Annotated in this window: 19 protein-coding genes and 2 tRNA genes; 9 read left to right on the forward strand and 12 right to left on the reverse strand. The window is 55.0% G+C overall.

Translation table 11 applies throughout. From position 1 onward, the window contains the following. Window positions 1-4 precede the first annotated feature (4 nt). The gene (locus tag H573_RS0101820) at window positions 5-274 is read left to right on the forward strand and encodes a hypothetical protein (RefSeq protein WP_027872775.1); all 270 of its coding nucleotides are present in this window, start codon (window positions 5-7) and stop codon (window positions 272-274) included. Here H573_RS0101820 and H573_RS0101825 read toward each other — a convergent pair. Then, window positions 271-1,191, reverse strand: a complete 921-nt coding sequence (locus tag H573_RS0101825; protein ID WP_027872776.1) for a LysR family transcriptional regulator — start codon at window positions 1,189-1,191, stop codon at window positions 271-273. The two genes, H573_RS0101820 and H573_RS0101825, sit on opposite strands and share 4 nt — an antisense overlap. Window positions 1,192-1,301: 110 nt before the next feature. On the opposite strand from H573_RS0101825, the gene H573_RS0101830 reads away from it, so the two are divergent. The 3 genes from H573_RS0101830 to H573_RS0101840 are packed head-to-tail and all read left to right on the forward strand — an operon-like array spanning window position 1,302 to window position 3,808. Further along, window positions 1,302-2,288, forward strand: a complete 987-nt coding sequence (locus H573_RS0101830) for a cyclase family protein (protein ID WP_027872777.1) — start codon at window positions 1,302-1,304, stop codon at window positions 2,286-2,288. A gap of 1 nt (window position 2,289) precedes the next feature. Then, complete coding sequence (locus H573_RS0101835) at window positions 2,290-2,886, forward strand: nitroreductase family protein (protein ID WP_051170850.1); 597 nt, start codon at window positions 2,290-2,292, stop codon at window positions 2,884-2,886. Window positions 2,887-2,941: 55 nt separating this feature from the next. Next, window positions 2,942-3,808 (forward strand): DMT family transporter, encoded by an 867-nt coding sequence (locus H573_RS0101840; protein ID WP_161624225.1) that lies wholly within the window; start codon window positions 2,942-2,944, stop codon window positions 3,806-3,808. On the opposite strand, the gene H573_RS0101845 is transcribed toward H573_RS0101840, so the two are convergent. Then, window positions 3,794-4,801, reverse strand: coding sequence for a tryptophan--tRNA ligase (locus H573_RS0101845; RefSeq protein ID WP_027872780.1), 1,008 nt, complete (start codon window positions 4,799-4,801; stop codon window positions 3,794-3,796). The two genes, H573_RS0101840 and H573_RS0101845, sit on opposite strands and share 15 nt — an antisense overlap. A 73-nt stretch (window positions 4,802-4,874) precedes the next feature. Next, entirely contained in the window at window positions 4,875-5,978 is a 1,104-nt protein-coding gene (locus tag H573_RS0101850) for a tRNA-queuosine alpha-mannosyltransferase domain-containing protein (RefSeq protein WP_027872781.1), read from the reverse strand. Window positions 5,979-6,110: 132 nt separating this feature from the next. Between H573_RS0101850 and H573_RS0101855 the strand changes: the two genes are divergently transcribed. Next, window positions 6,111-6,902, forward strand: a complete 792-nt coding sequence (locus H573_RS0101855) for an enoyl-CoA hydratase/isomerase family protein (protein ID WP_027872782.1) — start codon at window positions 6,111-6,113, stop codon at window positions 6,900-6,902. Between the two features lie 34 nt (window positions 6,903-6,936). Here H573_RS0101855 and H573_RS0101860 read toward each other — a convergent pair whose 3' ends face one another. The 4 genes from H573_RS0101860 to tsaB form a co-directional block, all read right to left on the reverse strand. Further along, the gene (locus tag H573_RS0101860) at window positions 6,937-8,217 is read right to left on the reverse strand and encodes a M18 family aminopeptidase (protein WP_027872783.1); all 1,281 of its coding nucleotides are present in this window, start codon (window positions 8,215-8,217) and stop codon (window positions 6,937-6,939) included. A gap of 18 nt (window positions 8,218-8,235) precedes the next feature. Continuing rightward, window positions 8,236-9,135, reverse strand: a complete 900-nt coding sequence (locus H573_RS0101865) for an NAD(P)-dependent oxidoreductase (protein WP_205618881.1) — start codon at window positions 9,133-9,135, stop codon at window positions 8,236-8,238. A 43-nt stretch (window positions 9,136-9,178) separates the two neighbouring features. Next, window positions 9,179-9,979, reverse strand: a complete 801-nt coding sequence (locus H573_RS0101870; protein WP_027872785.1) for an undecaprenyl-diphosphate phosphatase — start codon at window positions 9,977-9,979, stop codon at window positions 9,179-9,181. 85 nt (window positions 9,980-10,064) lie between these two features. Beyond that, complete coding sequence (gene tsaB / locus H573_RS0101875; protein ID WP_027872786.1) at window positions 10,065-10,739, reverse strand: tRNA (adenosine(37)-N6)-threonylcarbamoyltransferase complex dimerization subunit type 1 TsaB; 675 nt, start codon at window positions 10,737-10,739, stop codon at window positions 10,065-10,067. Between the two features lie 107 nt (window positions 10,740-10,846). Between tsaB and mobA the strand changes: the two genes are divergently transcribed. After that, window positions 10,847-11,428, forward strand: coding sequence for a molybdenum cofactor guanylyltransferase MobA (gene mobA / locus H573_RS0101880; protein ID WP_027872787.1), 582 nt, complete (start codon window positions 10,847-10,849; stop codon window positions 11,426-11,428). An 85-nt stretch (window positions 11,429-11,513) separates the two neighbouring features. On the opposite strand, the gene katG is transcribed toward mobA, so the two are convergent. The 3 genes from katG to uvrB all read right to left on the reverse strand — a co-directional run bounded on the left by katG (window position 11,514) and on the right by uvrB (window position 16,166). Next, on the reverse strand, window positions 11,514-13,694 hold the full coding sequence (katG, locus tag H573_RS0101885; protein ID WP_027872788.1) for a catalase/peroxidase HPI: 2,181 nt from the start codon (window positions 13,692-13,694) through the stop codon (window positions 11,514-11,516). Window positions 13,695-14,002: 308 nt separating this feature from the next. Next, window positions 14,003-14,079, reverse strand: a tRNA-Val gene (locus tag H573_RS0101890). Window positions 14,080-14,138: 59 nt separating this feature from the next. Beyond that, entirely contained in the window at window positions 14,139-16,166 is a 2,028-nt protein-coding gene (gene uvrB / locus H573_RS0101895; RefSeq protein ID WP_027872789.1) for an excinuclease ABC subunit UvrB, read from the reverse strand. 199 nt (window positions 16,167-16,365) lie between these two features. Here uvrB and H573_RS0101900 point away from each other — a divergent pair. From H573_RS0101900 to H573_RS0101910, 3 genes are all read left to right on the forward strand, one after another. Further along, window positions 16,366-16,441 (forward strand) — tRNA-Asn (locus tag H573_RS0101900). A 354-nt stretch (window positions 16,442-16,795) separates the two neighbouring features. After that, entirely contained in the window at window positions 16,796-18,685 is a 1,890-nt protein-coding gene (locus H573_RS0101905; RefSeq protein ID WP_027872790.1) for a putative nucleotidyltransferase substrate binding domain-containing protein, read from the forward strand. 8 nt (window positions 18,686-18,693) lie between these two features. Continuing rightward, window positions 18,694-19,404, forward strand: a complete 711-nt coding sequence (locus H573_RS0101910) for a 3'-5' exonuclease (protein ID WP_027872791.1) — start codon at window positions 18,694-18,696, stop codon at window positions 19,402-19,404. A 51-nt stretch (window positions 19,405-19,455) separates the two neighbouring features. Here the strand turns inward: H573_RS0101910 and H573_RS0101915 are convergent, their stop codons facing one another. Together H573_RS0101915 and H573_RS0101920 are read right to left on the reverse strand one after the other, a co-directional pair. Continuing rightward, window positions 19,456-21,039 carry a BCCT family transporter gene (locus H573_RS0101915; RefSeq protein ID WP_027872792.1) on the reverse strand — a complete coding sequence of 528 codons (1,584 nt, stop codon included), beginning with the start codon at window positions 21,037-21,039 and terminating at the stop codon, window positions 19,456-19,458. Between the two features lie 60 nt (window positions 21,040-21,099). Further along, window positions 21,100-22,206 carry a hypothetical protein gene (locus tag H573_RS0101920; RefSeq protein WP_154653814.1) on the reverse strand — a complete coding sequence of 369 codons (1,107 nt, stop codon included), beginning with the start codon at window positions 22,204-22,206 and terminating at the stop codon, window positions 21,100-21,102. Window positions 22,207-22,327 lie beyond the last annotated feature (121 nt).

The raw sequence follows: 22,327 nt of genomic DNA on the forward strand, positions 1-22,327 counted from the left end.
AGCGATGACATACACCGCCATATTTACAGCCCTGTTAATACTACTGCTGAGTAGCGCAGCCAGTGCCCAGACTGAACGTGATTTTGCCGGCCAGTCGCTCGACCAGATTATCGTGACCCCGGAGACCGTGCGCTCAACTATTGTGCCCGCGCAGCGGCTGCCAAAGTTGCAGCTTCGTTCCGACTCGGAGCGCTTCGAGCTCTCATTGCGCCATCGCAATGGCACAACACTCACCCTTGGCCCCCTGGGCATCTCGCTGTCGGCACGCTTTTAGCGTTGATTTGACAGCGTCAGCGCCCTGTCCCAGGCCGGGTTCTCACCAATATGCTCCAACATAAAATCGATAAAAACGCGTACCTTCGGGGGCAGATAGCGCCGCACCGGATACACGGCAAAGATTGACAACTCCGGGCATTGATAGCCCGCCAATACAGCTTGCAAACGACCCTCACAAATATCCTGAGCAACGGCAAAGCTCGGCATTCGCGCAATACCTCCCCCCTGCACCGCCATCTGTTTGATAGCAAGGCTGTTATTCAGTTCTGCTACCGGGCGCAAGCGCACACTCTGGTGACCGTGCTCAGGGTGCGTAAAATGCCACTCGGTTGACGACTGTTGATGGCGATAACTTAGAATTCGATGCTCTGCCAATTCAGCCACGTCACTCAGCGGGTTCGCTTTTACATACTCGGGAGAAGCCACCAACAGGTGCCGACAGGGCCCCAAGCGCCGAGCCACCATGCTCGAATCCGCGAGATCGCTAATACGGATAGACACATCAAAGGCCGGTTCAATGAGTTCGACCTTGCGATCATCTAAATTGACCTCTAGGTCGAGCTCAGGAAAGCGCTGCTGCAACGCCGGAAGCAACGGCGAAACATGCATCACCCCAAATGACATCGGCAGGTTTATCCGCAGCAAACCCACCGGCTCGTCGCGCATAAACGCGAGGCCTTCTATGGCGGCATCAATCTCCTGCAAGCCACCTCGGCACCGCGAATAAAAGCGACGCCCGGCGTCCGTTAGGCTCAAGCTGCGCGTACTGCGATTGAGTAAGCGAAGCTGCAAGCGCCCCTCAAGACGACTCACCTGCTTGCTGACCAGCGACTTGGATATATTCAGCCGTGTTGCTGCTTCGGTAAAACTTCCAGCATCGACCACCTGAGCAAAAACATGGATGTCATCGAGCATAAGCCACCAATTATATTTAATTTGGAAACAATATTATTCCAATAAGGCAGATTATAAAAACAATTGAGCGCGCTAGGCTGGCCTCCTGTTTTACGTCAGGAGACCAAAGCATGAAACGCCTCACCCTACTGCTGCTGTTCGCCGCGTTGCTAAGCCACGCCCACGCAGAACGAGATGTGGGCATTAGCCCATGGGGCGCAACAGATGAAATAGGCCAGCTCAACACCATGAATGCCAGGCAGCGCGCCGCTATTTTTATGCGCCTGACCAGCCAGCGCATCTACGACCTATCGGTGGACTATTACATCGGCATGCCCAGCTGGCAGGCCGCCGGCGACCCGCACTATCGACTGTGGATGACCCACACCCCCGACGGCAACGTCATTGATGACCCGCTTGAGCAAGGAGAGCGGAAAAACCGTCAAGTCAGCTACAGCGGCTCGGCTATTTCCATGTATAGCCACACCGGCACACATATCGACGCACTGAGTCACTTTGGACTCAATGGCAAAATATGGAACGGTTTCTCCGCGGCGAAATATCTTGGCGATCGCGGCTGGCAACGCGGCGGCGTTGAAAAATTCCCACCTATCATCGCCCGCGGCGTAATGCTGGATATCGCCGCTCTGCACCAACAAGCGATGCTGCCAGACGGCTACCGCATAACGAAAGACGACATCGTCGCTAGCCTTGCTCGCCAAGGCCTGCAACTGCACCCGGGCGACGTTGTGCTACTGAGAACCGGCCGCATGCAACGCTACGAGCGCGCCGCGGCATACATGGACTCTCCGCCCGGACTCGGCCTGGAAGCGGCCAAGTATCTCGCGGAAGACGCCGGGGTAATGGTGGTTGGCGCCGATAACCTCAGTCTGGAGGCCTTCCCCTCTGAGCTCGACAGCGACTATGTCCCCGTGCACACCTACCTGCTTGCACAACGCGGGGTTCCCATTATCGAACTCGCCTACCTTGAAGAGTTGGCAAAGGACCGGGTGTATGAGTTCGCATTCATCGCAGCGGGGCTACGACTGCGCGGCGCCGATGCCGCCCCTCTTCGCCCCATCGCAATCCCTCTACTGCCCCAGACCAAGGAGCCTTGATATGTCCACCCCTTCTCTCAACACCCAAGCGGATATGCTGCCCACCATTGCACGTCGCTGGTCTCCGCGCGCGTTTTCAGGCCGCCGCGTGGATCACAAGCAAATACAGTCGATGCTTTCAGCGGCTGCCATGGCCCCGTCGGCCTATAACAGCCAGCCCTGGCGGTTCGTCTACAGCCTGCGCAACGATGAAAACTGGCAAACCTTTGTTTCGCTGCTGGACGAATTCAATCGCAGCTGGGCGCAACAGGCCTCGGCACTGATTCTGATCGCATCAACACCTGAGCACCAAAGTGGCGGAAAAACTCGCGCTCTGCCCTACCACCAATTTGACTGTGGCGCGGCATGGATGCAGCTAGCACTGCAAGCAGAGCACCTTGGCCTGCAAACGCATGCCATGGCAGGTATTCACCGCGAGCGGGCCGTTTCAGCACAGTTGCTCCCCGACCACTGGCAGTTACAGGTCGCGGTAGCAGTGGGCTATTTAGGCCAAGCGAACAACTTACCTGCGACGCTGCGCAACCAGGAAACACGGCGCCCGCGCTTACCCCTGTCAGCGATCGCCTACGCCGGGCGCGGTGCTACGGAGGTGTCCTGAAATGGAAAGGGTCCAACAGTCGCCGCAAAAATTGGACGCCTCGCGGCTACTCCTAATGTCTGGGACCTTGATTGGTCTCAGCTTTCCGATGGCAAAGCTGGCATCGGCTAACGGCTTGAGCCCGCTTTTTTGGGCGATGCTCACGTCCCTTGGCGCCGTCATAGCCCTGTTTCCTGCGCTCTGGTTGCAAGGCCGTTTACAGCGCCCACGCGGCCAGCACCTGCGCTACTGCCTTATTGCCGGGCCACTCAGTTTTGCCGCGCCAAATCTATTGCTAGTAATCAGTGTGCCGCACAGTGGGGCGGGCTATACAGGATTGATGTTTGCCCTGTCACCGCTGTTCACACTCGTTTTTGCCGCGCTATTGCGTCAGCAAACCACCAGCGGTCTCGGCGTATTGGGCGTGGTGTTAGGTTTGTTGGGCGCCGTCGCCGTCAGCGTCTCACGCGGCAGCGCCGCCGATGCGCCTGAGCTGGGATACCTGCTGCTGGCATTGTGTATTCCGATGCTTCTTGCCGCGGGAAATATCTACCGCAGCTGGGACTGGCCACCAGGAGCCGCGGCAGACGAGCTCGCTCTGTGGAGCCACGGTTTTGCCAGCCTTAGCTACTTGCTGCTACTTGTCACTACCAGTGGGCCCCAAGGCCTTTTTCAGCTTGGTTTGGCACCGGCGCTAAGTAGCGCGCAATTACTGATTGCAGCAGCAACTGCGCCGCTGATATTCCGATTGCAACAACGCGGCGGCCCGGTACTGCTCAGCCAGCTGGGCTACGTGGCGGCCTCAGTCAGTATGCTGATATCCGCCTCGTTACTTGGCGAGCAATACCCGCCAGGGGCGTGGGCAGGTGCCGCTGCAATCGCGCTGGGCATTGCCATCAGCAGCGCAGCAGCTAAACGCCACGCATCATTAGCCGAAGCGTGACAACCCTACCGCGCCGCGCACTTTATCTAGCATTATCGCCGCCTCGGCGCGGGCTTTCTCTGCGCCTTTGGCCAGCTCAGCATCGAGGTAACTGCCGTCGTTGAGCATGGCATCGTAACGCTCGCGCGCCGCTGAGATTTGATCGTTGATCAATTCAAATAACTGCTTCTTGGCCTCGCCCCAGGCAATACCATTTTCAAACTCGCGGCGCATGTATGCCGTTTGCTCGGCATTGGCAAAGGCCTGCCAAATTTGAAAAACCGTTGAGTCATCTGGGTCTTTAGGCTCACCCGGTTCCAGCAGATTGGTTTTGATTTTATTGATGTGTTTTTTGAGTTTTTTCTCAGGCAAAAACAGCGGAATGGTATTGCCGTAGCTCTTACTCATTTTTCTGCCATCCAAGCCACTGAGCACCGCCACGTCTTCATCGACAACGGCTTCTGGCATGGCAAACGTTTCACCGTAAATATGGTTAAAACGCTGAGCGATATCGCGCGCCATTTCCAAGTGCTGGGTTTGATCACGCCCCACCGGCACACGCTGCGCGTTGAACATCAGGATATCTGCCGCCATTAACACTGGGTAACAGAACAAGCCCATGGTCACACCAAAATCGGCGTCCTCACCTTTTTCCTGGTTGTCCTGCACCGCCGCCTTATAAGCGTGGGCGCGGTTCATCAACCCCTTGCTCGCCACACAGTTGAGCACCCACATCAATTCGGTAATTTCCGGCACATCAGACTGGCGATAAAAGGTCGTGCGATCCGTATCCAGGCCCAACGCCAGCCACGTAGCCGCAATCTCACGGGCAGACTGATGCACGGCCGCCGGATCCTGACATTTGATCAACGCGTGGTAGTCGGCCAGAAAGAAGAAACTGTCTTGCTCGGTGGACTGACTCTCTGCAATTGCAGGGCGAATTGCCCCAACATAGTTACCCAAATGCGGCGTGCCAGTGGTGGTAATGCCGGTGAGAACCCGGGGCTTGGCCATGATGCTGTCCTGTATTCACGGAAAACGAAAAGCCGACTATGATACTGACTGCCAGATGCGCTGTCACCGCTGCTCAGCAGCAAAGCGCATCGAAATGACGCTGATACTGTGCTGCGATACACGGCCAATATAGGCCGGAAATATCGGGCGTCTGTAGCGCCCCGCAGCGTTTTTCGGCCAGCAGTGCGACCAGCGCTTCGCAGGCCGACTCTGCCTCGACAGCGGGCGCATCCAAGGCGCTGTCGTATAAATACGGCGCGTCAAACCACTGCGGGTAACACAAGCGCGCTGGCAACAATGGCCGGCACCCCGCGGCAACAGCCTCCATCACCGCCAACCCCTGAAAGTCGTGCAGCGCCGTCGACAGCACCACATCACTGGCGGCCAAGAGTTTTTCGTACTGATCACGGCTTTCCACGTAGCCAAAATGTTCGCAGACCAGGGACTGACTGCGGGTAAGCAAGCGTTCAATGTCACTGAAAGCCTTGGGGCGTTTGCGAAACTGTTGGCCAATGATGTGTATGTCGAGAGGCAAGGCGGCGCGCTCGCAAGCCTGCAATACCAAGAGCAATTGCTCTGGGCCTTTATCGTATTCCCAGCGGTGATTCCACAACACCGACAAGCGCTCGCTCGGCAAGCGCGGCGCTGCTGGTGCTGGCGGTGCAATACCGACTGGCAGCACCTCGCTTTCGTTAAGCCGGGTCATCACCTCGCTGCGCGGGCTGAAGTCGGGCAACTTAGCCAGTAGCCTATCGGCGCCCTCGATAAACGTTTGGCGGTTGTAGTCACTATTGAACAGCACCTTGTCTGCCGCCAGGGCGGTGTACAAATTTAGTATCTGAGGTTCAACGCCCTGTCGCTGCTGCGCGCTCACGGGGTAGGCGAACTGGTTCTCGTGGAAATACACCAGCGTCGGTAAGCGGCAAAGCGACGGGCATAACCCTCGCAGAGCGGATAAATCGGTCATCGATGTGGCGACCAGTAAATCGTAGTCGGCATTTAGTTGTTCACTTTGCAGCATTGCCCAACTCAGGCTATTACCGCGTAATCGCCAACTAAAATGGCGTGGCGGCAGCGTAAGCACCGTCCACTGATGCGTCGGCATCGCCGCCACCAGACCGTCAGCCCAGGCTTTGTGGCTATTCGCGTGGTAGGCCGACAATAGCAAGATGCGCACAGTTTCCCCTCACATTACAGAAGCGTCGGAAGTATACGCACTCGTTGACCCGACTACAGTGCTGCACTACCCTTCTTTCCCCACTATCTGGCCCCGTGCCACGTTCATTCACAACAATAGGCAAGCACTGACATGAGCCAATTTGACACCCTGCGCTTCGAACTTGAAAACGGCATCGCTCGCATTTCGCTAAACCGCCCCGACGCGGCACACAGCCTAAATCTACAAATGGCTCAGGAACTGGCGCAAGCGGCCATTTTATGTGACAGCAATTCCGATGTACGCGCGGTCGTGCTCACTGCTGATGGCAAAATGTTTTGTGCCGGCGGCGATGTACAAAGCTTTCATCAGGCGGGCGATGAGGCACCGCAACTGATTAAAGAAATCACCGCCAACCTGCACGCGGCCAACTCGCGCTTTGCCCGTATGCGCGCGCCGCTGATTGTCGCGGTAAATGGCACTGCCGCTGGCGCTGGATTTAGCCTGGCGATGTCTGGCGATATTGTGCTGGCTTCCGAAAAGGCGAAGTTCACTATGGCCTACACCGGCATCGCAGTCAGCCCAGATGGCGGCTCGACCACCTGGCTGCCGCGCTTGGTCGGCCTGCGCCGCGCGCAGGAATTGATTTACACCAACCGCGTTCTCAGTGCTGCCGAGGCACTGGACTGGGGACTGCTCACCAAGGTGTTTGCCGACGAGGACCTCGCTACGGAAACTTATAAGATTGCCGCGCAACTCGCAGCGGGCCCTACCGAAGCCTATGCGCGCGCACGGGCACTGCTGCTGAGCAGCTACGAAAACGGACTGGAATGCCAGCTCGAACAGGAGAGCCGTGGAATTTCACACTGCGTGGGCAGCGCGGATGGTCAAGAGGGCTTGGCCGCGTTTGTAGAGCGCCGCAAGCCCAGCTTCAAGGGCGAGTAACACTATTGCGCCACGGGGTGTTCTGCGCGCAGCACTATTGCCGCGCGTAGAACGCTGCCAGTACCTGACTTAATCCAACCGCATCATCGGCGCCGGCAAGCTCACGTATTGAGTGCATAGCAAAGGTCGGCACACCGATATCCAACGTTGCCACACCCAGTGTAGACGATGTAATCGGCCCGATCGTGCTTCCACAAGCCATGTCGCTGCGCACCACAAAACTCTGCACCGGCTGCTGACACTGCTGGCAAAGATGCCGAAAGGCCGCGCTGGTTTCACTGTTGGTGGCATAGCGCTGATTGACGTTAATTTTTATTACGGCACCACGGTTCAGCAGCGGCCCATGATTCGCGTCGTGGCGGTCGCTGAAGTTGGGGTGAACCCCGTGCGCATTGTCTGCCGAGATCATTAGAGAGTGAGCAATGGCCCGCTGCCAGCGACTCTCATCCCCGGCAATACGGCGCAATACCGACTCCAACATGGGCCCCTGAGCACCACTGCTCGACATACTGCCAACTTCCTCATGGTCGTTGCTGACAAACACACTGTGTTGATCGGAGGGCGCCGCTAGCAGCGCTTGCAAGCCGATAAAACAGGACAGCAGATTGTCCAGACGCGCACTGGCAATAAACTCCTGCTCAAGCCCGACCAGGGCAGCGCCCTGCACGTCATAAAAGCTCAATTCGTAGTCCAAAACCGTGTCGACATCATTACCGCCCTGCTCAATCAGCAACTGTTTGAGTAAGGCGTTGAAGTCGGGGGCTTTGTCAGGCTGACTGATCAATACCGGCAGGTCGGTCTGGGCATTGATACTACGGTTACTGTTGGCCTCTCGGTCCAAATGAATCGCCAAGCTGGGAATACAACCAATCGCTCGCTCAGTATTAATCAGGCGATTACGCAACTCGCCATTCTGACTGCGGTAGCTAATGCGGCCTGCCAGACCGAGATCACGATCAAACCAGGGGTTGAGCAGCGCGCCGCCGTACACATCCACACCGAGCTGAAAATACCCCTTCTTGTGCAGTACCGGGTTGGGCTTCACCTTCAAGCAAGGGCTGTCAGTGTGAGCACCGACCATCTTCCAGCCCTGCTGGGCGACATCGCCCTGGCCCACTCGAAACGCCACAATTGAAGCGCCGTTGCGCAGGGTATAGTAGCCCTTGCCCGCTTCAAGCGACCAATCATCACGCTCATCCAGCGCGATAAAACCCGCGGCGTCCAGCGCTGCAGCCATATTACTCGCCGCGTGAAACGGCGTCGGGCTGGCATCTAAAAATGTCATCAACTGCTGGTTAAACGTTTGCTTATCCATATTCAATCCGATCACTCACTAACCTTTGTCTCTGGAAGAACGTGCGTGCTGCTGCGCGGCCTGCAGTGCTAACAGCAAACTTGATGTGTCTTTCCTACCGCCGCCCAGGCTTTGCACCTGCGCATAAAATTGGTCGACCAGGGCCGTCACTGGCAGGCTACTGCCCTGCCGACGCGCCTCGTCGAGTACATACGACAAATCCTTGCGCATCCAGTCCACGGCAAAGCCAAAGTCAAATTCGCCGGCGAGCATGGTTTCCGCTCGATTATCCATCTGCCAGGACTGAGCGGCACCCGCGCTGATCACATCCACAACCGCCGACATATCCAAGCCCGCGCGCTGACCAAAGTTCATTCCTTCCGCCAAACCCTGCAGCAGGCCGGCAATGCAGATCTGGTTAACCATTTTCGCCAACTGACCACTGCCAACCTCGCCAAGAAGACGGTACCGCGCCGCATAGCACTGCAATAACGGCTCAGCCTTGGCAAAAGCTGCTGACTCACCGCCCGCCATGATTGTGAGCTTGCCGGACTCCGCACCCGCTTGGCCACCCGATACAGGTGCATCGATAAACTGCAGTCCAGCCGATGCAGCGGCCTGCGCCATCTCTCTTGCCAGCTCGGCAGAGGTCGTGGAATGATCGACCACAACACCGCCACGCGGCATATGGGCGAACACGCCTTGTTCGCCACACAGCACCTCACGCACATCAGCGTCGGCGCCCAAACAGATTGCGACGACGTCGCGATCTGCCACCGCGTCCGCGACGCTCGCGGCAACGCAGTCGGAATAGGTCGCTTGCCAGCGTTGGGCTTTTTCCACACTGCGGTTGTATACGCGCAGGTCTACCCCGGCCTTCGCGGCATGCCCTGCCATCGGAAAGCCCATCACACCCAAACCTAAAAATGCTGCCTTCATCACCGTCATCCGCCTTGTTTCACCGCGTTGCTATGTTTCTCGATCAGGCTAGCACGACAGCGTAGATAATTATCGCCAGTACCACTCGGTATATGGCAAAGGGCATCATGCCGACTCGCTCCACCCACTTCATAAATACGCTGATACAGGCGTAGGCCGTCACCGCCGAGACGGCCAGACCGATTGCCAGCAGTTGCCAGGCGACATCACTGCCATGCTGCAGCAATTCCAGTAACTTATAGCTACCCGCCGCCGCAATAATGGGCATGGACAACAAGAAGGAGAAGCGCGCGGCATCGCTGCGCCCCAACCCTAATAACAGTGCCGCGGTCATGGTGATCCCCGATCGCGAAGTACCCGGCACCAACGCCAGAGCCTGAGCAAAGCCAACCAGCAATGCGATGCGCAGGCCGATATCAGCAATACTGCGGCTGTGGCTGGAGTAGCGATCAACCAAGCCGAGAATCACGCCAAACACCAACGTCGTTGTTGCTAGCACCACCCCGCCGCGCAGGTGTTGCTCGATAATATCGTTAAAGATCAGCCCGGCAACCACGGCGGGCAGTGTTGCCACAATCACCATCCATGCAAGCCGGCTGTCGGCGCTGTGTTGCCTTGCCACCACGCTTTGCGTCCAGGCAGTAAGCAGTGTGCTAACGTCTTTACGAAAATACGCCAGCACCGCTAACAGCGATCCCACATGCACGGCAACATCAAAAGCAAGGCCTTGATCTTCCCAGCCCAGCAAGGTTTGCGGCAGGACTAAATGCCCGGAACTGGAGATCGGCAAAAACTCCGTTAAGCCTTGAATTGCCGCTAATATCACCGCTTGCAGTGCATCCATTACACGCTTTCCTATCTATCGAATTTGCTTGAGGCTGTTTATGCCAACACCAGCGCCTGATTCTCTATTGCTTATGACGCATTAATTATTGCTTCTTCCATGCCACGCTTTCGCGTAAATAAACCGGCTGAGCCTGCTCTGCAGGCAACACCTTCCCTGCCAACACATCTGGCGTTGCCAGTTTTAGCGCGGCGGCGGCACTCGGCAGGATCGTTTGGTCAACAATGGCTGGCGCGGCATCGCCAAAGCGCCCGGCATAAGTCCAGCCATCGCCGACACCCGCGGCGGCCGCAGCCGTGTTGCCGACTTGCTCAGGTGGCAGCAACTGATCGGCGTTTAGCGGCGCAACCACGCCATCGCGGTACTGATAGCGACCGAAATACACCTCGTCCATGCGTGCATCCAGCGCCGGCAGGATCACTGCGCCTTCAGCCACGCCCTCTCGCTCGGCGTAGAACTGCGCCATCGCCGCCAGGGTTGAAACCGGCACTACCGGCAATTCCGCCGCAAAGGCCAAGCCCTGCACCGTGGCAATGGCCACCCGCAAGCCCGTAAAAGAACCGGGGCCTGCCGTAAAAACCAGTGCATCCATCTGCGCGAGCGGCAGTGAATGCTCAGCTAACATCTCATCCACCATGGGCAGTAAAAATCGCGTGTGGGCGCGAGGCAGCATACGAAAATCTTCGTACACGTGCCCTTCATGCATCAGCGCAACAGAACACGCCGATGTTGAAGCATCGATGGCAAGCAGGGTTGTCATAGGGAGAGTATCCGACAGCGCTAAAAAACGCTGGCATGATAGCACAGCACAGCCCTAACATAGGCAGCGAACACGCCGAACTCATGGATAAAACAGGGTTTTCCCCAATGCCTGAAACCAATGCTGCCCAACCCTATAGCCTGTTAATTCTGGCTGGCGGACAGGGCCGCCGAATGCAGGGCAAAGACAAGGGCCTGCTGGACTGGCAAGGCCGACCGCTCATCGCCCACATTGTCGATGCGCTTGCCGAGAATGCCGATGAAGTGTTGGTAAGCTGCAACCGCAATAGCGACCGCTACCGGGACTATGGACGCCCCCTGCCCGACACACTTCCCGACTTCCCCGGCCCCTTGGCAGGGATCCTGGCCGGGCTTGAGGGCGCGTCCCAAGCGCAAGTTTTGGTGGTGCCCTGCGACAACCCCTGCCCGCCCACCGACCTGTATCAGCGACTGAGTAAGCAAAGCACCAGCGCGATTCGTTTTGCCTTTGACGGAGAGCAGGACCAGGTGTTGTACGCACTTATTCCTGCGAACCTCCGCGCAAGCCTGTATGACTACTTACAACGCGGCCAGCGCAGCGTTAAAGGCTGGTTCGAACAATGCCATGCTGAAAAAGTGGATTTCTCCGATCAAGCCGAGCGCTTTAAGAATATGAACCGGCCAAGCGATGCAGGACGCAGCAATAGCTAGGCCGCACAAGCCGCAATAGTGTAGGCAACAAAAAAGACGCGCCGGGGCGCGTCTTCAGGCCAAAGCCTGGGGCTAGCAGCGGTTATTACAGATCAAATCGATCCGCATTCATCACCTTCACCCACGCCGCGACAAAATCGTGGACAAATTTTTCCTTGGCGTCGTCCTGAGCATACACCTCGGCATAGGAGCGCAGAATCGAATTCGAGCCAAACACCAGGTCAACGCGTGTCGCCGTCCACTTCACCTCGCCACTGGCGCGGTCACGCAGCTCGAACAGGTTGTCGCTCACCGGCTTCCAGGCGTAACGCATATCGGTTAGCGTGACAAAGAAGTCGTTAGTCAAACTGCCCACGCGGTCGGTAAACACGCCATGCTGGCTCCCACCCGCGTTCGCACCCAACACGCGCATCCCACCGAGCAAGACTGTCATTTCTGGCGCGCTGAGCCCCAGTAACTGACTGCGGTCCAACATTAACTCTTCGGCGGGAACGGCAAAGTCAGCTTTCAGCCAATTTCGGAACGCGTCGTGCAGCGGCTCCAACACTGCGAAGGACTCAATATCTGTCATCTCTGCTGTGGCATCACCACGCCCAGGTGAAAATGGCACAGTTACTGCCACACCGGCGTCTTGCGCTGCTTGCTCAACAGCCGCACTACCGGCCAGTACAATGAGGTCTGCCATGCTCACCGACACGCCCTGCGCTTCGCGCACCTTCTCAAGTGCCGTTAACACCTTGTTAAGGCGCTCGGGCTCGTTGCCAACCCAGTCACGCTGAGGCGCCAAGCGAATGCGGCCACCATTCGCCCCGCCGCGACAATCCGAATTTCGGAAAGTGCGCGCACTGTCCCAAGCAGTGGCAATCAACTCAGATACTGTCAAACCACTGGCGAGCACAGCGCTCTTCAAGGTTTCCACATCGCCGTCTGACAAGCGGGTTTCTGACGCGGGAATTGGGTCTTGCCAAATCAAGTCCTCAGCGGGCACATCAGCGCCCAGATAACGGCTCTTAGGCCCAAGGTCGCGGTGCGTTAACTTAAACCAAGCGCGGGCGAACACCTCGGAAAAGTACGCTGGGTCTTTGTAGAACCGTTCGGCAATAACGCGATAGGCGGGGTCTTTAATCATTGCCATATCGGCATCAGTCATAATCGGATTATGGCGCTGCGAAGGGTCATTGGCATCGACCGGCTTGTCTTCTTCCTTGATGTCTATCGGTTCCCACTGCCAGGCGCCAGCCGGGCTCTTTTTCAGCTCCCAGTCGTAGGTAAACAGCAGGTAGAAGTAGCCGTTGTCCCACTGGGTGGGGTTTGTTGTCCATGCACCCTCAAGACCACTGGTCACAGCGTCGCTGCCTACTCCGCTTCCATTGGGGTTACGCCAGCCCAAGCCTTGCTCAGCAACATCAGCACCTTCGGGCTCGGGGCCGAGGGCTTCCGCGTCGCCATTGCCGTGACATTTCCCCACAGTGTGACCGCCAGCGGTGAGTGCTACCGTCTCCTCGTCGTTCATTGCCATGCGTGCAAAGGTGAGGCGAACATCTTCAGCGGTTTTTAATGGGTCGGGCTTGCCATCAACGCCCTCCGGGTTAACGTAAATCAGGCCCATTTGCACTGCCGCGAGGGGATTGTCGAGCGCGCCGCGCTCATCACTATTCATACGGTCTTGACCCTTGCCAAGCCATTCGCTCTCAGAACCCCAATTAATATCTTTTTCAGGGTGCCAAATATCTTCGCGCCCGCCGGCGAAACCGTAGGTCTTCAGCCCCATCGACTCGTAAGCCATATTACCGGCCAGAATCATCAGGTCTGCCCATGACAGCTTGTTGCCGTACTTCTTCTTTATCGGCCACAACAAGCGTCGAGCTTTATCAAGATTGGCATTATCAGGCCAGCTATTTAGGGGGGCGAAGCGTTGATTACCAGTAGCCGCACCCCCGCGACCATCGGCAATACGGTAGGTGCCAGCAGCGTGCCAGGCCATGCGAATCATCAGCCCACCGTAGTGCCCCCAGTCTGCCGGCCACCAATCTTGCGAGTCCGTCATTAAGGCCTTGAGGTCACTCTTAACCGCCTCCAGATCCAGCTGCTTAAACGCCTCTGCATAGTTGAAGTCCTCGGCCATCGGATTGCTCTTACGGTCGTGCTGGTGAAGCAAATCCAGATCCAGCGAATTGGGCCACCAAGAGGCCACCTGCGTTTCTTGGCGTGTATTCGCACCGTGCATTACCGGGCATTTACCGCCCGAGGAAGAAGAGCCAGTCATCGTCGATCTCCATTGTTTACGTCAGCGTATTCATTTTTTGGCAACACCGCCTGCCCTTGAACCTAGCACAGCTTTCTGACCAAGGTCGTCAATCAGCGTTCAGCAGCATTTATTCCCTTTCTCGTATACACGACAACGCGCTTTCCGGTCCAGGCATGACTAGTAAGCCTGCAGACAGATAAAAGATGAAATCGATTATTAACATTAAAATGATAGATTTAGACAATGATAGCTCGGACTGAGCGCCCAGTTAGCCTCGAAGAGAAGCCAGAAATGAAAAAGGCCCGCCATAGGCGAGCCTTTAAATTTGGTACGACCGAGTGGATTCGAACCACCGACCCCCACCATGTCAAGGTGGTGCTCTAACCAACTGAGCTACGGTCGTATTGTTGAGAGCCGCGCATTATAAGCAGGCAATTCGGGGAAGACAAGCCCGGTCGCCAATTAGCTAATAAACATGCGCTCCTTAATCTCGTGAAGCTTGTCGCGCAGTTTGGCCGCCGCTTCAAACTCGAGGTTTTTAGCGTGTTCCTGCATCTGCTGTTCCATCGTTTTAAGCATTTTCGCCAATTCATTCGGCGCCAAGCTCTCTGCATCGAGCAGATAATCACCGGCGGGCTCAGCGGCTTTGCGCTGGTCACGTCCACGACGATTGGCTTTTGACCCCGGCGCCGCCGCAGCCTCTAAAATATCCTCAACGGATTTGTGCACGCCCTTGGGCACAATGCCGTGCGCCTCGTTGTGGGCAAGCTGCTTCTCGCGGCGGCGCTCGGTCTCGTCAATAGCGCGGCGCATGGATCCGGTAATATTATCGCCGTACAAAATTGCCTTGCCGTTCAAGTTTCGCGCCGCGCGGCCAATCGTCTGTATTAAAGAGCGCTCAGAGCGCAGAAAGCCCTCTTTGTCTGCATCGAGTATCGCTACCAGCGACACTTCCGGCATGTCCAAGCCCTCGCGCAGCAAGTTGATGCCGACAAGCACATCAAATTTACCGAGGCGTAAATCCCGGATGATCTCTACGCGCTCAACCGTGTCGATGTCGGAGTGCAAATACCGGCAGCGAATATCATGCTCGTCGAGGTACTCAGATAAGTCCTCGGCCATGCGCTTGGTTAATGTAGTGACCAACACCCGCTCTTTCTTTTCCACCCTCACGTTGATCTCTGATAGCAGATCATCAACCTGGGTACTGGCCGGACGCACCTCAATGGCGGGATCAACCAGCCCTGTCGGGCGCACGACTTGCTCAACAACACGCGCCGCGTGTTCTTCTTCATAGGGCCCTGGTGTTGCTGACACCAGAATTAACTGCGGCACAAGGCGCTCCCACTCCTCAAAGCGCATCGGTCGATTATCCAGCGCCGACGGCAGGCGGAAACCATACTGCACCAGCGTTTCTTTACGGGAGCGGTCACCTTTATACATCGCACCAATTTGTGGAATGGTCACGTGAGACTCATCGATGACGACCAAGGCATTTTCAGGCAAATAATCAAACAAGGTTGGCGGCGCCGCCCCGGGTTCTCTGCCAGACAAATACCGAGAGTAGTTCTCGATGCCGTTGCAATAGCCCAGCTCGCGAATCATCTCCAGGTCGTAGCGAGTGCGCTGCTCCAAGCGCTGCGCCTCGACGAGCAGCTCGTTGCTGCGCAGCTGCTCCAAACGGTCCTTAAGCTCTAGCTCGATTTTATCCACCGCAGACAGCAGCGTTTCCCGCGGCGTTACGTAGTGGCTTTTCGGGTAAATAGTAACCCGCGGCATCTTGCCGTAAGACTCGCCCGTCAGCGGGTCAAAACCGCTGATGCTGTCAATCTCGTCGTCGAACAATTCAACCCGCACCGCATCCTTTTCACTCTCGGCAGGAAAAATATCAATCACATCGCCACGAACACGGTAGGTGCCGCGCTGGAAGGCCATATCGTTGCGGGTGTATTGCAATTCGGCAAGGCGGCGCAACAGTTTGCGCTGGTCGATGCGCTCACCACGCACCAGGTGAAGCACCATTTTAAAGTAAAGCTCGGGGTCCCCCAGGCCGTAGATCGACGATACCGACGACACAATAATGGCATCGGAACGCTCCATCAGCGCCTTGGTCGCCGACAAGCGCATTTGTTCAATATGGTCGTTTACCGACGCGTCTTTCTCTATGAACGTGTCCGACGCCGGAACGTAGGCCTCGGGCTGGTAGTAATCGTAGTAGGAGACGAAGTACTCAACCGCATTATTCGGAAAAAACTCTTTAAACTCGCCGTAAAGCTGAGCCGCGAGGGTTTTATTGGGCGCCATTACGATAGTCGGCCGCTGCAGTTGCTCCACCACATTGGCAATGGTGAAGGTTTTACCCGAACCGGTTACCCCCAGCAGCGTCTGCGCGTGCAGACCCGCATTCACCCCTTCCACCAAGCCCTTAATTGCGGAAGGCTGATCTCCGGCCGGAGCAAACTTGGAAACAACTTGAAAGGGCTTAGCCATAACTCTCCTCGACACTGGAATTGCTGGCAAAGCGGCCAGTTTACACCATTGTGAAGGCAGTACGCAGAAGCCCGTTAAAGCGATGGCTAAGCAGAGGAAAAGGCTAGAGAAAATGCTTTTATAAATTTTCTTGGCCAAAAGCTTGACGCCCAAAAGAATGGCCTTTAATATGCGCGGCCTCAGCTGTTGAGACAGCTATTCCGCCTTAGCTCAGTTGGTAGAGCAAATGACTGTTAATCATTGGGTCGCTGGTTCGAGCCCAGCAGGCGGAGCCAAACAGATGAAAGGGGTTGCACATATGTGCAACCCCTTTTTTATATCTGCAGACCTCAGCCACCACAGTGAGATACTGAGCTCCATAGCAAGCAGAGCACGAACAATAGAACTGCCTCGCACTAGCTGCTATATCCAGTATTGACGCCATCACGCCCTCTCCCCTGACTACGCATTTCGCATCAAATTAGCATTCGCACCAAACCCATCACCTCTATAATCGGCTATGCTTGGCAAAAGCTGCCCTCTGCGCCCGATAATTGAATAGAGCTGTTAACACCCTCTGCCGGCGTAGCAAGATCAGCGTTTGCGTACTCGCCTTCAAAGCCCAGGCTCAAAATTCGAGGACTACAGCGGTGCAAGCAGAACAACTGGAAATTGCGAGCTTCCTGCAACAACACCCTCCCTTCAGTGAGCTGCCTGAACAGACACTCAATGACCTTGCCCAACATATTGAAATCAGCTACTACCGAGCCGGACGAGATATCCTGCAATTTCGAGAGCCAATTCACGACTTGTACGTCGTGCGTGCCGGTGCTGTTGAAACGTTCCGCCGGACTGGCGAGCTTTACAACCGCTTGGGAGAAGGCGGTATTTTCGGCCACATGGGCTTAATGCTGAACCACCGCGTGCGCTTCCCTGTAAAGGCACTGGAGGACAGTTTGGTGTACTGTATTCCAGTAGCCTACTTCAACGACCTCTGCGAGCGCTTCGACAGCTTTGCCGACTATTTTGAAACAGAAGACAAAACGCTGCTGCGTCACGCAGTTTCAGAGCAAGCTGAGAGTAACGATCTCACGACGGTAAAAGTGAGCTCGCTGATTACCCGAGACCTCGTCACCTGCGCTCCACATACAACGATTCGGGAAGCTGCCAAGCAAATGACGGAGCAATCGGTTTCGCTGCTCCTCGTTACGCAATCCGTCCAGCAACCCTCTGCTGAAAACAATGACGCTTCAAATATTGCTGGCATACTCACCGACCGAGATATCCGCTCTCGGGTAATGGCAGAGGGCCTCGACTTCGACGTCGCCGTAGGCGAAGTAATGTCAGAAAACCTGGTAACGCTTGATGACAATGCCTACATTTTCGAAGCCATGCTTTCGATGCTGCGCTTTAATGTCCATCACTTGCCTATCATGCGCCGCGGTCGCTGCATCGGCGTGATTTCTATGTCCGATATTCTTCGGCATGAGTCACAGAGCAGTATTCTGCTGACTCGTGGTATTTTTGCCCAGCAGACTACTGAGGCGCTTCGGCATTATGCGCAACAGTTACCGGCGGTGTTTGTGAGAATGGTAAACGAAGACGCAAATTCCCATATGATCGGCAGTGCAATGTCGGTCATAGGACGCAGCTTCAAGCAGAGATTGCTTGAACTCGCTGAGGAGAAATACGGACCGCCACCAATCCCCTACAGTTTTTTGGCACTGGGGTCGATGGCACGTGACGAGCAGTTAATCGTTACCGATCAGGATAATGCCATTATCTTGCATAACGATTTTGTGGAAGCTCAACACGGACATTACTTTGAAAACATTGCCAAATTTGTCAGCGATGGCCTAGCAGAGTGCGGCTACCCATACTGTAGCGGTAATATCATGGCCACCAATGCCGAATACCGGCTGACGCTTGACCAATGGAAAATGCAGTTCAGCGACTGGATTGAAGCGCCCAACCCCAAGGCGCTATTGAATAGCTGTATCTTCTTCGACCTTGACAGCGTTTGGGGAGAGCAGCGCATGGCCGAGACCTTGCGCCAGTTTGTTGCTGAAAAGGCCCCGAAGCATCACGCTTTTCTGGCGAGCATGGCTCGCAATGCACTAAATCGCACCCCTCCACTTGGCTTTTTTAAAGAGTTTGTACTGGAGCAGGACGGAAAGCACCGTCAATCAATTAATCTAAAACGGCGTGGAACCGCGCCGTTAACCGATGCCATTCGAGTCCACGCGCTCGCTATCGGCTCGATGTCTCAGAATTCCTTTGAGCGCATCGAGGATATCAAACAAGCCGGCCTGCTCCCGCCCGGCAAAGCCCAGGACCTAAGTGACGCCCTCGAGTACCTTTCCATTGTAAGAGCCCGACACCAAGCACTGGCGATTGAGTCAGGTGAAGAAGCTGACAATAATGTTCAACCCGATATGCTATCGAGCTTTGAACGACGAAACCTCAAGGAGGCATTCAGAGTCTTAGACAACGCCCAAAATTTTCTAAAATTCCGCTATAAAGCTAGCGTGCGGATATAAGGACCTGGATGGCAATTGATAAAAATACCCCTTTGGATTGGGCGAAAGAATTCGAGCAACTGCGACAAAACAGCCGCAATGAGTTCCTACGGTCATTCTATAAAAGGGGCATGGTAAGCGGCAGCACGCCGATCGCCGACATTCCTCTAGTTGCTCTGGACTTTGAAACTACCGGCTTAAACAGCAAGCACGACGATATTGTCAGTATTGGCTTAGTACCATTTAGTACCCATCGCATCCGCTGCGCGGAGGCTCAACATTGGATTGTGAAGCCAAGACGGACCCTAGATGAACAGTCCATCGTTATCCATCAAATAACCCATTCCGATATAGACGATGCGCCAGATTTACACGAGATATTGAGTGACTTGCTTGATGCTATCGCAGGTCAAGTTGTCGTAGTGCACTATCGCCATATTGAGCGGGAGTTTTTATTTCAGGCTCTGATGCGACGAATCGGTGAAGGCATACGCTTTCCAGTCATTGATACAATGGCATTGGAGCAAGAGGCACTTCAGCGAAAGCGCGGCATATTGGCAAGGCTGTTAAACCAGCCCCAGCCCTCTATGCGCCTGCCAGACTGCAGAAAGCGCTATGGTTTGCCGCCCTACCAACTGCACCACGCCACCACTGATGCCATTGCAACCGCCGAACTACTTCAGGCACAGCTGGCGTATCACTACCCACCAGACGCGCCTGTTCGTCAGCTATGGTGTTAGCGCATTATCAATCCCTTAGGCAAACGCAACTATCGATTTACGGTCGCTCATCTATTGACGTGACGACATCGGCTCGGTGCGGAACCCCAAAATCAGGCTAAAACACATGAGTATTAGTACAAATGTGAACGGCAAACCCGTCGAAATAGCCCCCGCCTGTAAGGCCTCAATGGCCTCCGTTCCGCCAATCCACAGCAACGCCGCAGCGATCAAGCCTTCTATACTTGCCCAGAAAATTCGCTGTGGCACCGGCGCATCGATTTTCCCACCGGCGGTAATACTATCGATCACGAGAGACCCGGAGTCCGACGAGGTGATGAAGAACACCAATATCAATACTACCGCGATGACCGATAACAATTTGCTCATAGGAAGCTCATCGAACATTTGGAACATCGCTAGCGGTACATCGGTCAACCCTTCGGTACCCAGTGCACCCACACCCGCAACCACTTGATCGATGGCAATACCGCCGTAAATGGACATCCATAAGACAGTTACAAGAGTCGGCACGATCAGTACCGCAATGAGAAACTCTCGGACAGTACGCCCTGAAGATACACGGGCGATAAACATGCCAACGAAAGGAGACCAGGAAATCCACCACGCCCAGTAAAAGACAGTCCAGCCCTGAAGCCAGGCTTCATCTTCACGGCCATGTGGATTGCTAAGCGGGATAATGTTTTGGAGGTAACCGCCTAGCGTTGTTCCCAGGTTACCTACGGCAACCGAAAGTCCCACCAGACCAACAAATACGAGCAGCACAAAGGCGATAACCATGTTCACATTACTGAGAACTTTAACGCCGCCTTCAAGCCCGCGGACAACGGAAATAATCGCTAGCAACGTAACGCCGATGATAACGAGAATCTGCAAACCCAGCCCGGCATCATTTCCAAAAACATGACTGATACCGGATGCGGCCTGCTGCGCCCCTAGCCCCAAAGACGTTGCAAGACCGAAAAGGGTTGCCAATACCGCAAGAATATCAATGAGATGCCCGGGCCAGCCCCAAGCCCGATCTCCCAGTACAGGGTAAAAAACGGAGCGAATAGACAGTGGCAAGCCTTTGTTGTAGGTAAAAAATGCTAGCGAGAGAGCAACAACCCCATAAATCGCCCAGGCATGAATACCCCAGTGATACATCGTAGCACCCATGGCAAGGCTGGCCGCTTCTGGAGTATTCGCTTCCACGCCCAACGGCGTTTCGTACCAGCCGGTATAGTATGCAACCGGCTCGGCAACTCCCCAAAACATTAAACCGATCCCCATCCCGGCGGCAAAAAGCATCGCCAACCAAGACAACACGGAATGTTCGGGTTTAGCACCTGCACCACCGAGTCTAATTTTGCCGAAAGGCGAGAAGATCAAGGCCAGACAAAACACGACAAACAGGTTGGCAGACCAGACAAAGAAGGAATCGAACGCGCCGATAATATCCCACTTCAAGCCATCGAGCGCCGCTTTTGCACTCGCCGGATCGGCAACCAGAGCAGCGACCAAAAAGAGCAGAATCAACCCTGCACTCACACCAAAAACGGGATTATGGACATCAAAACCCCACTTTTGAATATTATCCCGACCGACGGTGTAGTCAGTATTTTCTATACTGTATTTATCGTCTTCATATGACATATCTACCTCTTTTAATTGCCGCCATACTGCTGATTGATTTACGTGATGTTTTCTATTGATCTAGAAATAAAAATCGAATGATAAGTACAACGAGCGAAAGTCACCCTCGCCGACATCACCAAAGCGATCAATAAAACCATCCTGCCAGAGGTACTCAAGGTAGAGCCAGCCCGGGCCGTAGTTGTAACTTACACCTGGCGAAAAGGCCGTCACTTTGTCAGCAGTATTACCCTCGGTATCTGTCTCAGCCGTGGTGGCTTCAAAGTAAAAAAGCCATTTATCTTGTTTATAATCGACATGTATCGCATGGCGCTGATTTTCAACCTCAACATTTGGGCAACGCGACGCCGCAACACAGGCATCTAGCTCGGTGAAATCGCGCATAACATCGATATAACGGTACTTGAAGTTGAAGTTGTTATACGAATAGGTGTAGTGCAAATCCACTGCACGATGGTCACCCTGATCGGTTGTACTACCGTTCGCGGCAAAAGCGGTGAGGTCCACCAATCTCCCCTGCTGCGCCGAAGCCCCGATGGTATGACCTTCGCCAAAGGGAACATCAACGTTGAGAACCAATGTTTCCCCTTTGCGGTAGGTTTCCGCACCGGACGCGGCACTACCCCAGTGGCCATTGTCGTCAACGGTATCTGTGCTAGTTTTTCCCCAGTCATCCTGGGTGTAGTAAGCAACGTCATAGTGAATACCCGACGATTGCCCACTCAGCTTGGCACCGATATCCATCTGGTCGCCGTATCCCCCTTGCAGCATATCACCCGGCCAAAAATTGCCGGTTTTCCAACCGAAAGGAACTTGGCTTTTTCCAAGTATGACCTGATGCTGTTCATCCAGCTGATAGCTTATCCAGGCCTTGTGCATGGTGAAATTGTCACCACTGTTATTACTGTCTGAACCAGTAAATGAGCCTGTCCCTATACGCATCTCTGCACTGAAGCCCCAAGGGCCGTGGCTGCCATCATCACCGGCATAAATAATTAACGCGGGGTCTGCAAACTCTCCATCACCATCGCCCTCTGAGGCATTTTGGTAGACCCACCATACCCCTGCACTGAGTTCAGCCCCCGCAAGACTGGCGCCAGAGAATGTCAAAGCGAGACAGCCAAACACGACTCGACTCACTAACCCTCTTGTATTCTTCATCAACATATAACCCCCCTCAGGTAGTGGACACTTCACTTTGTATTGTTTTTTTAAGATCTGTACTGAACCTAACGTCATAAACTCAGCACTATTGAGTTACGCACCTGCTGGCAGTAAATACTACCAA

Source organism: Neomelitea salexigens DSM 19753, from assembly GCF_000422345.1.
GTDB lineage: Bacteria > Pseudomonadota > Gammaproteobacteria > Pseudomonadales > Spongiibacteraceae > Spongiibacter > Spongiibacter marinus_A.

Bases quoted from the DNA above. Each gene is read 5' to 3' on its own strand.
- H573_RS0101920 (WP_154653814.1), bottom strand. From the start codon at position 22,206: ATGTTGATGAAGAATACAAGAGGGTTAGTGAGTCGAGTCGTGTTTGGC.
- H573_RS0101840 (WP_161624225.1), top strand. From the start codon at position 2,942: ATGTCTGGGACCTTGATTGGTCTCAGCTTTCCGATGGCAAAGCTGGCA.
- mobA (WP_027872787.1), top strand. From the start codon at position 10,847: ATGCCTGAAACCAATGCTGCCCAACCCTATAGCCTGTTAATTCTGGCT.
- H573_RS0101865 (WP_205618881.1), bottom strand. From the start codon at position 9,135: ATGAAGGCAGCATTTTTAGGTTTGGGTGTGATGGGCTTTCCGATGGCA.
- H573_RS0101835 (WP_051170850.1), top strand. From the start codon at position 2,290: ATGTCCACCCCTTCTCTCAACACCCAAGCGGATATGCTGCCCACCATT.
- H573_RS0101820 (WP_027872775.1), top strand. From the start codon at position 5: ATGACATACACCGCCATATTTACAGCCCTGTTAATACTACTGCTGAGT.
- H573_RS0101860 (WP_027872783.1), bottom strand. From the start codon at position 8,217: ATGGATAAGCAAACGTTTAACCAGCAGTTGATGACATTTTTAGATGCC.
- H573_RS0101830 (WP_027872777.1), top strand. From the start codon at position 1,302: ATGAAACGCCTCACCCTACTGCTGCTGTTCGCCGCGTTGCTAAGCCAC.
- H573_RS0101825 (WP_027872776.1), bottom strand. From the start codon at position 1,191: ATGCTCGATGACATCCATGTTTTTGCTCAGGTGGTCGATGCTGGAAGT.
- uvrB (WP_027872789.1), bottom strand. From the start codon at position 16,166: ATGGCTAAGCCCTTTCAAGTTGTTTCCAAGTTTGCTCCGGCCGGAGAT.
- H573_RS0101845 (WP_027872780.1), bottom strand. From the start codon at position 4,801: ATGGCCAAGCCCCGGGTTCTCACCGGCATTACCACCACTGGCACGCCG.
- H573_RS0101855 (WP_027872782.1), top strand. From the start codon at position 6,111: ATGAGCCAATTTGACACCCTGCGCTTCGAACTTGAAAACGGCATCGCT.
- tsaB (WP_027872786.1), bottom strand. From the start codon at position 10,739: ATGACAACCCTGCTTGCCATCGATGCTTCAACATCGGCGTGTTCTGTT.
- H573_RS0101915 (WP_027872792.1), bottom strand. From the start codon at position 21,039: ATGTCATATGAAGACGATAAATACAGTATAGAAAATACTGACTACACC.
- H573_RS0101910 (WP_027872791.1), top strand. From the start codon at position 18,694: ATGGCAATTGATAAAAATACCCCTTTGGATTGGGCGAAAGAATTCGAG.
- katG (WP_027872788.1), bottom strand. From the start codon at position 13,694: ATGACTGGCTCTTCTTCCTCGGGCGGTAAATGCCCGGTAATGCACGGT.
- H573_RS0101870 (WP_027872785.1), bottom strand. From the start codon at position 9,979: ATGGATGCACTGCAAGCGGTGATATTAGCGGCAATTCAAGGCTTAACG.